Source organism: Spirillospora sp. NPDC046719 (genome assembly GCF_040645715.1).
Lineage (GTDB): Bacteria > Actinomycetota > Actinomycetes > Streptosporangiales > Streptosporangiaceae > Spirillospora.
Genome location: NZ_JBEYYT010000462.1, coordinates 1 through 7,180 on the forward strand (window position 1 = coordinate 1; position 7,180 = coordinate 7,180).

A 7,180-nucleotide genomic window follows, 5' to 3' on the forward strand; every position below is an offset into this window, starting at 1 on the left:
CCACCGGCGGCCGGACGCCCGCGGGGTTCGTGCCGCGCATGTGCCGGTTCAGGGCGCCGGGGCCGGGTCGAGTCCTCGCCCGTTCCCGATGATCCAGCCCATGCCGAAGGCGGAGAGCAGCCCGTTGCCGGACAGGTAGCCGTCGGAGTGCGGTCCGGCGAGGCCGCAGGCGGCGCCGCCGCCCGCGAACAGGCCGGGGATCGGCTCGCCGGCCCCGTCCAGGACGCGGCCGGACGGGTCGATGACCAGGCCGCCCTGGGTGGCGAGCAGGCCGTGGGTGACCCAGGCGAGGTGGTAGGGGGCGGTGAGCCCGCGGCGGCCGGGCAGCGGGGCCAGTGCGCGTTCGGTCTCCGCGGGCGTCCGCCCCAGGCAGGCGGCGAGGTCGTCGAGGGTGGCGCAGTCGCGGACGGCTCCGGCGGCGAGGCTCTCGCGCATCATCTCCGACTCGCGGGTGGCGGCCATGGCGGTGGCGTCCCAGATCATGGCGGCGCGCTCGCCGGGCTGCCGCTGCAGGACGCCCGCCATGGACGAGTAGCCCTTCGACTCCTCGTCCACGAAGCGCTCGCCGCCGGTGTTGACCAGGACGGCGCCGTTGAACGGCAGGGCCGGGGACACGCGGGTGCCGTGGTCCACGACGACGAGGCCGGAGCGCAGGCCGGCGCCCATGTTGCGCACCTGGGCGCCGAGGCGTCCCGCCCAGGCGAGCGCGTCGCCGGTCGAGGTGGAGACGCCTCCGTAGAACGGCGTGCCGAGGTGGGGCAGGTGCCGCTTGACCAGGGTCTGGTCGGCGGCGAAGCCGTCGGTGGCGAGGACGACGGCGCCGGCCCGCACGCGCTGCAGCGAGCCGTTCTGCGCGATGACGACACCGGTGACCCCGCCGTCGTCCGACACGAGGTCGACGGCGGGGGCCTCGTCGACGAAGGCGGCGTTGTCCTGGGCTTCGAGGAGGCCGCGCAGGTGCCGCATGAGGCGGGCGCCGCCGAGGCGGCCCGTGTCGGTGTGCAGGCGCAGGGCCGTCATCCCGGCGCGGGGCATGTCGGTGCCGAGCTCGATCGGGTAGCCGGTGTCGGCGATCCACTCCACGATCCGCGGGGCGGCCGCGCAGAGCGCCTCCACCGCCGGGCGCCATTCCTCGTCGCCGCTGGCGCGCAGGATGTCGTCGGCGTGCCGCTGGGGCGAGTCGTCGATGCCCGCGGCCGCCTGGAAGCGGGTGCCTCCGGCGGCGAGGGACCCGGACGAGATCGCCGCGTTGCATCCCTCGCGCGCGGACTTCTCGAAGACGGCGACGACGCGGCCGGGGTCGCGGGCGGCCCGGAGCGCGGTCATCACGCCGCAGGCCCCGCCGCCGACCACGGCCACGTCGACCTCGGTGTCCCAGGTCATGACAGCGTCCCGCGCGTGCCGTAGAAGTCCCGCGCGGCGTCGATCAGCGGGCGGGGCGGGCGCGCCCCGTAGAAGCCGGTCCGCGCCGGGGCGAGGCCGGTGGCCCGGTACTGCGCGGCGCGCAGCTCCGCGACGCGGACGCAGGTGCCGAGGGAGTCGAGCACCGGCACGTCGTCGACGCGGGACACGCCCTGGTCGGCGAGGAACACGTTGAGCGGTCCCTCGCCGGGGACGATGACGTTCGCGCCGTCCGCGATCGCCTCGCGCGCGGCGCGGGTGAACGCGTCCAGCAGCGGTTCCGGGTCGGCGTACGCCGCCATGACGTCGGCGAACTCCGCCTCCACCTGGACGATGGGCCCGACGAGCCGGTCCAGCCGGTAGTCGCGCATGTTGCGGCGGAGCTGCGGTTCGAGGGCGGCGATGAAGTTGACGATCCCCACCCGGTCGCCGAGCGTCCCCGCCATGAGGACCGAGGTCTGCCCGAACGCGATGACGGGGATGTCGACGATCGTCCGGACCTCCTCGTACGCGGTGTCGGGGATGGTCGCGATCAGGAACGCGTCGTAGCCCTCGTCCTGAGCGCGCAGCGCCGCGTGCGCGAACTGCTCCTTGTGCAGCCCGGCGAGGTAGGCGTAGCCGATGTGCGTCCCGGGATAGTCGGACGGGTAGGTGCCGGGCCTCATCCCGTGGAAGTCGATCTCGGTCCCGGGGGCCGCCTGCTTCCGCAGGTGGCGGGCGAGCGCGTCGCGGTAGTGCGGGACGTCGTCGAGGACGGTGAAGGACTGGTGCCAGATCCGCACGCTCACACCCCCGCCGCGGCGTGGGCGGCGGCGTTCGTGCCGGCGATCCGGCCGAACGTCGCGCCGCGCAGCACCGACGTGGAGCCGGTGTAGTTGGAGTAGTAGAGCCCGGTCAGCTCCCCCGCCGCGTACAGGCCGGTCATGGGACGGCCGTCGCGGTCGACGACCTCGGCGGCGGAGGTGGTCTTGAGGCCGCCGAAGCTGAACACGTTCGCCGCCATGATCGGGTACGCGGCGAACGGCCCCTGCTCGACGGGCCGGCTCCAGTTCGACTTCGGGACGTCCAGCCCGGTGGTCGCAAGGCCGTCGGGCGCGCTGTGGTCGAAGCCGTCCGAGGGAGGACAGGCCGCGTTGTACGCCTCGACGGTCCGCTCGACGGTCGCGGCGGGCAGGCCGAGCGCCCGCGCCAGGTCGCCGATGGTGGGGGCGGTGACGGGCGGGACGTCGGTGCGGACGCCCGCCATCAGGTTCGGCACCGCCAGCCCCCGCTGGTCGAGGATCACCCAGGCGATGCCGTCGGTCTGGGCCTGGACGGCGCGGGTGGTCCGCTCGTACCAGGCGTCGACGGTGCCGCGCGCCTCGTCCACGAACCGCAGCCCTTCCTTGTTGACGAGGACGCCGTAGGGGAAGCAGAAGATCGCGGCCTCCGGCTCGCCGCTGCGCGGGTCGATCGGCTCGGCGTGGAAGAGGGCGAAGTTCCCGGCGGTGGCGGCGCCGAGCGCGAGCGCCATCTCCAGGCCCTCGCCCTTGTTGTAGTTGCCGCCCTTGGCGACGGGACGGCAGGTCAGCGCCTTGTCGCCGTGGTAGCGGGCCATCAGCTCGAAGTTGCCCTGGTAGCCGCCGCTGGCGAGGACGACCGCGCCCTCGAACACGGCGGGGCCGACCGGGGTGTGCGCGAGCACGCCGGTGACGCCGCGGCCAGAGGAGGCGAGCCGCCGGGCCGTGGTCGCGAAGTGGAACTCCACGCCGAGCCCGCGCGCGGCCTTGCCCATCGTCTCCACGATGGCGAGGCCGCCGCCGACCGGTGCCATCCGGGTCGTCGAGCGGGTGAGGAACGGGGTCGGCACGAAGTCGAACCGGACGCCGTGGCCGGACATCCAGCGCAGCGTCGGCGGCGCGTTCTCGGCCAGCACGGCGACGTAGTCCGGGTCGACGGTGTGGGTGGCGCGGTACAGCGCGCCCTGCCGCCGGGGCGGGAGGGCCGCGTCGTTGACGATGGACGGGTCGGGGTGGCCCATGAAGTCGTCGACGAGGGCGTCCTCGAAGCCGTCGGCGACCTCGTCGAGCGACTTCATCCGCAGGAACGCCTCGGTGTAGCGGGTGTTGCCACCGGTCTCGGCCTCCGGGGAGCGTTCCAGCAGCGCGACGCGGGCGCCGTTCTCGGCGGCGGAGACCGCGGCCGACAGGCCCGCGACCCCGCCGCCGACCACGACGACGTCGTAGCGGTGGTTCTGTTCGGTCATGGCGTGGCGTCCCCTCAGAAGGCGAGCTCGGCGGAGCCGATCACGGAGCCGAACAGCGGCAGCATGTTCGTCACGGAGAACTCGTGGAAGTCGGGCCGGAAGGAGGCGCACATGTCCTCGACGACGGTCACCTGGAGGCCGGAGTCGGAGGCGTGCCGGGCGGCGGACTCCACGACCAGGTTGGTGGCGACGCCGCCGAGGACGACCTCGGTGACGCCTTCGGCGGCCAGGACGTCCCGCAGCGCGGTCCCGACGAACGGGTCGACGCAGCCCTTGTCGACGACGGGCTCCCCGCCGGCGGGCGCCAGCGCCTTGACGATCTGCGCCTCCGGCGAGTCCGCGAGCATCGCGCGCTGCTCCTCGTAGGGGTCGAAGCGCGGCAGCCGGTTGGTGCGGAGCCGGTAGGACGGGTCGAACGCGAGCCGGACGTGCACGACGAGCGTCCCGGCCGCGCGGGCGGCGGCCAGCACCCGCTCGGCCGTGCCGAGGACGCCGCGCTCGGCGATCTGCGCGACGAGCGGGGGCATCCGCAGGTGCGGCCCCTCCTCGCAGAGCGCGACCTGGTAGTCGAGCATGAGCAGGGCCTTCGTGGCGGTGGTCATCAGGGGTCTCCTTGGAGGGATCGGGCTACCAGGCGGACCAGCCGCCGTCGACGTACACGACCTGGCCGGTCATGTACGAGGCGGCGGGGCTCGCGAGCAGGAGCAGGGGGCCGGCGAAGTCGGTGGCGGGGTCGCCGAGGCGGCCGAGCATGGTGCGCTCGCCGAACCACGTCAGCCGGTCGGGGTCGGCGCCGAGCGCGGCGGTCATCTGGGTGGGGTAGAAGACGCCGGGGGCCAGGCAGTTGACGTTGATCCCGTGCGGGCCGAGCTCGGCGGCCAGCGCCCGCGTCACGTTCACGACGCCGGCCTTGGACGAGTAGTACGCCGACTCGGGGACGGGTCCGACGCGTTCGGCGTAGACGGTGGTGAGGTTGACGATGCGGCCGCCGCTCCCCTGCCGGGTGAAGGCCTTGCCGGCCTCGCGTCCGACCAGCCACGTCCCGGTGAGGTTGACCCGGACGACCCGCTCGAACTCCTCGACCGTGGTCTCGTCGTACGGCTTGCGCAGCATGACGCCCGCGGCGTTGACGACGATGTCGAGCCGCCCGTGCGCGGCGATCACGTTCTCGAAGAGCGCGGTGACGGACGCCTCGTCGGTGACGTCGACCTCGTGCGCGCCCGTCCCGAGGTCGCGTGCCGTGGCGGCGAGGTCGGCGGCGCGCGACGGCAGGTCGGCGACGGCGGTCCGCGCTCCCGCGTCCGCGAGCGCGTGCGCCGCGCGCTCCCCGAGGCCGCCGGGGGCCGCGCCGATGACCAGGGCGACCTGGCCGGTCAGATCGAAGGCGGACGTCACCATTGGAGCTCGCTCTCCTCGCCGGCCGCGTTCCGGCCGGCGATCCGGCCGAAGACGCCGGACTTGCCGATGGAGGTGCCGGTCATGTAGCCGGCGCCGTGGAATCCGCCGGTGATCTCGCCGGCGGCGTAGAGGCGCCCGATCGGCTCGCCCCACCAGTCGAGGACCCGCATCCGGGTGTCGACGGTGAGGCCGCAGTACGTCGCGAGCACGACGGTGCCGGACGGGTGGGCGTAGAAGGGCGGCTGGTCGATCGGCGTCCGCTCCCCCACGCCGCCGGACAGGTGGACGCGCCCGAACGCGTCGTCCCGTCCGGACGCGATCGCGGCGTTGTAGTCCGCGACGGTGCGCCGCAAGGAACCTTCGGGGAGGCCGATCCCGGCCTCCAGGCCCGCGATCGTGTCGGCCCTGAGCAGCATCCCGGCCCGCTCGCGTCCCGCGAACTCGTAGATCGGGACCTCGTCGTTGGCGAGGGCCATCGTCCGGGCGTCGAAGACCTGCCAGGTGGTCACGCCGGGCTGGGCGAGCGCGGCGTCGCCGATCTCCTTGTAGTTCCGCGACTCGTCCACGAAGCGGCGGCCTTCGCGGTTGACCGCGATCGCGCCCTTGTAGACGGCGAGGATGCCGGTGCCGTCCTCGTCGGGGTGCTCGACGTGGAAGTGCCCGTAGGTGCCCTTGATGTAGGGGGTGTCGCGGACGCCGGCGCCGAGCGCCATGGCCATCTTGAGGCCGTCGCCCTGGTTGCCCGCGCCGCCCTGGCGGAGCGCGTGCTCCATCTGCGGCGCGAAGGTGGCGAGCAGGTTCGGGTTCATCGAGAACCCGCCGGTGGCGAGGACGACCGCGTCGGCCAGCACCTCGCGGCCGTCGGCGAGCCGGACGCCGGTCACGCGGGCGCCGTCGTGCAGCAGCCGGTGGGCGGGCGAGTCGAGCATGACGCGCGCGCCGAGGTCGCCGGCCGCCTTGAGCAGCAGTTCCAGCATGCGGGTGGTGTCGGTGGGGTGGCTGCGCGGCACCGACTGGCCCGAGGCGGCGTGGATCTCCCCGTACCGGACGCCGTGGTCCTTCAGCCACCGGTAGGTCTCCAGTTGGTGCTCGCAGTACAGGTCGACGAGCGCCGGGTCGTTGCGGTCCTTCCCGACGTCGAGGAGGTCCTTGCGGAGCAGGTCGGCGGAGTCGGCGATGCCCTGCTCGGCCTGCTCGTCGGTGCCGGCGAACGCGGACAGGCCCGCCGACTTCACGGTGGAGCCGCCGATGCCGCCGGTCTTCTCCAGCAGCAGCGCGTACCGTCCCGCCTCGGCGGCGGCGAGCAGCGCGGCGCAGCCGGCGAGGCCCGCGCCGAGGACGAGGACGCCGACGCGCTCGGGCAGCGCGGTCTCGACCGGCAGGCCGGGGACCGAGCTCACGAGCCGCTCCCGTACTCCCGGTCCAGCGCGCTCTCGGCGGCGCTGAAGCGGGGCAGGTTGAACAGGCTCTGCCGCTGCTCCCATCCGGCCATCCGCCCGGCGCGGGACGCGGTCTCGCCGTGCTCTTTCAGGTGCGCCAGCGCCTCCTGCCCGGCGAGGTGCATGGAGCGCATCAGGTAGTTGGCGAACAGCACGACGCCGAAGCCCAGCTCGGCGTACTCCGCCACGCCGAGCTGCGGGGTCCTGCCGCCCTCGACCACGTTGACGATCAGCGGGACGCCCGCCAGCTCGCGCCCGACCAGAGCGAGCTCGTCGACCGTCCGGGGCGCCTCGACGAACAGCACGTCGGCGCCGGCCTCGGCGTAGGCGCGGCCGCGCTCGATGGCCTCGTCGATCCCGTGCACGGACCGGGCGTCCGTGCGGGCGATGATCACCAGCGCGTCGTCGGTGCGCGCTTCGCACGCCGCCGCGATCTTGGTCTGCATGTGCCCGGACGGGATCAGCGCGTGCGAGTCGAAGTGGCCGCACCGCTTGGGCATCTCCTGGTCCTCCAGCTGGAGGCCGGCCACCCCGGCGCGCTCCAGCAGCCGGACGGTGCGCATCGCCGCGAGCGGGCCGCCGTACCCGGTGTCGGCGTCGCAGACGAGCGGGACGCGGGTCGCCTCGGTGAGCCGTCCGGCGTGGTCGGCGACCTCGGTCTGGGAGATCAGCCCGATGTCGGGCAGGCCGAAGCCGG

7 protein-coding genes are annotated in these 7,180 nt (G+C 74.2%); all 7 read right to left on the reverse strand.

Annotation, left to right across the window (positions count from 1 at the left end; translation table 11 throughout):
* Window positions 1-48: 48 nt before the first annotated feature.
* Window positions 49-1,383: an FAD-dependent oxidoreductase gene (locus ABZ914_RS43020; RefSeq protein WP_500200545.1), complete on the reverse strand. Its 1,335-nt coding sequence runs from the start codon at window positions 1,381-1,383 to the stop codon at window positions 49-51.
* Window positions 1,380-2,183 carry an aspartate/glutamate racemase family protein gene (locus tag ABZ914_RS43025; RefSeq protein WP_500200546.1) on the reverse strand — a complete coding sequence of 268 codons (804 nt, stop codon included), beginning with the start codon at window positions 2,181-2,183 and terminating at the stop codon, window positions 1,380-1,382. The genes ABZ914_RS43020 and ABZ914_RS43025 overlap by 4 nt, the downstream gene beginning before the upstream one ends.
* Before the next feature lie 2 nt (window positions 2,184-2,185).
* Entirely contained in the window at window positions 2,186-3,646 is a 1,461-nt protein-coding gene (locus tag ABZ914_RS43030; RefSeq protein ID WP_500200547.1) for an FAD-dependent oxidoreductase, read from the reverse strand.
* Between the two features lie 14 nt (window positions 3,647-3,660).
* Window positions 3,661-4,248 (reverse strand): cysteine hydrolase family protein, encoded by a 588-nt coding sequence (locus ABZ914_RS43035; protein ID WP_500200548.1) that lies wholly within the window; start codon window positions 4,246-4,248, stop codon window positions 3,661-3,663.
* Window positions 4,249-4,273: 25 nt separating this feature from the next.
* Complete coding sequence (locus ABZ914_RS43040; protein ID WP_500200549.1) at window positions 4,274-5,044, reverse strand: SDR family NAD(P)-dependent oxidoreductase; 771 nt, start codon at window positions 5,042-5,044, stop codon at window positions 4,274-4,276.
* The gene (locus tag ABZ914_RS43045) at window positions 5,038-6,444 is read right to left on the reverse strand and encodes an FAD-dependent oxidoreductase (RefSeq protein ID WP_500200550.1); all 1,407 of its coding nucleotides are present in this window, start codon (window positions 6,442-6,444) and stop codon (window positions 5,038-5,040) included. The genes ABZ914_RS43040 and ABZ914_RS43045 overlap by 7 nt, the downstream gene beginning before the upstream one ends.
* The coding region (locus ABZ914_RS43050; protein ID WP_500200551.1) for an isocitrate lyase/PEP mutase family protein at window positions 6,441-7,180 on the reverse strand (740 nt) is incomplete at its 5' end. The genes ABZ914_RS43045 and ABZ914_RS43050, both read right to left, overlap by 4 nt.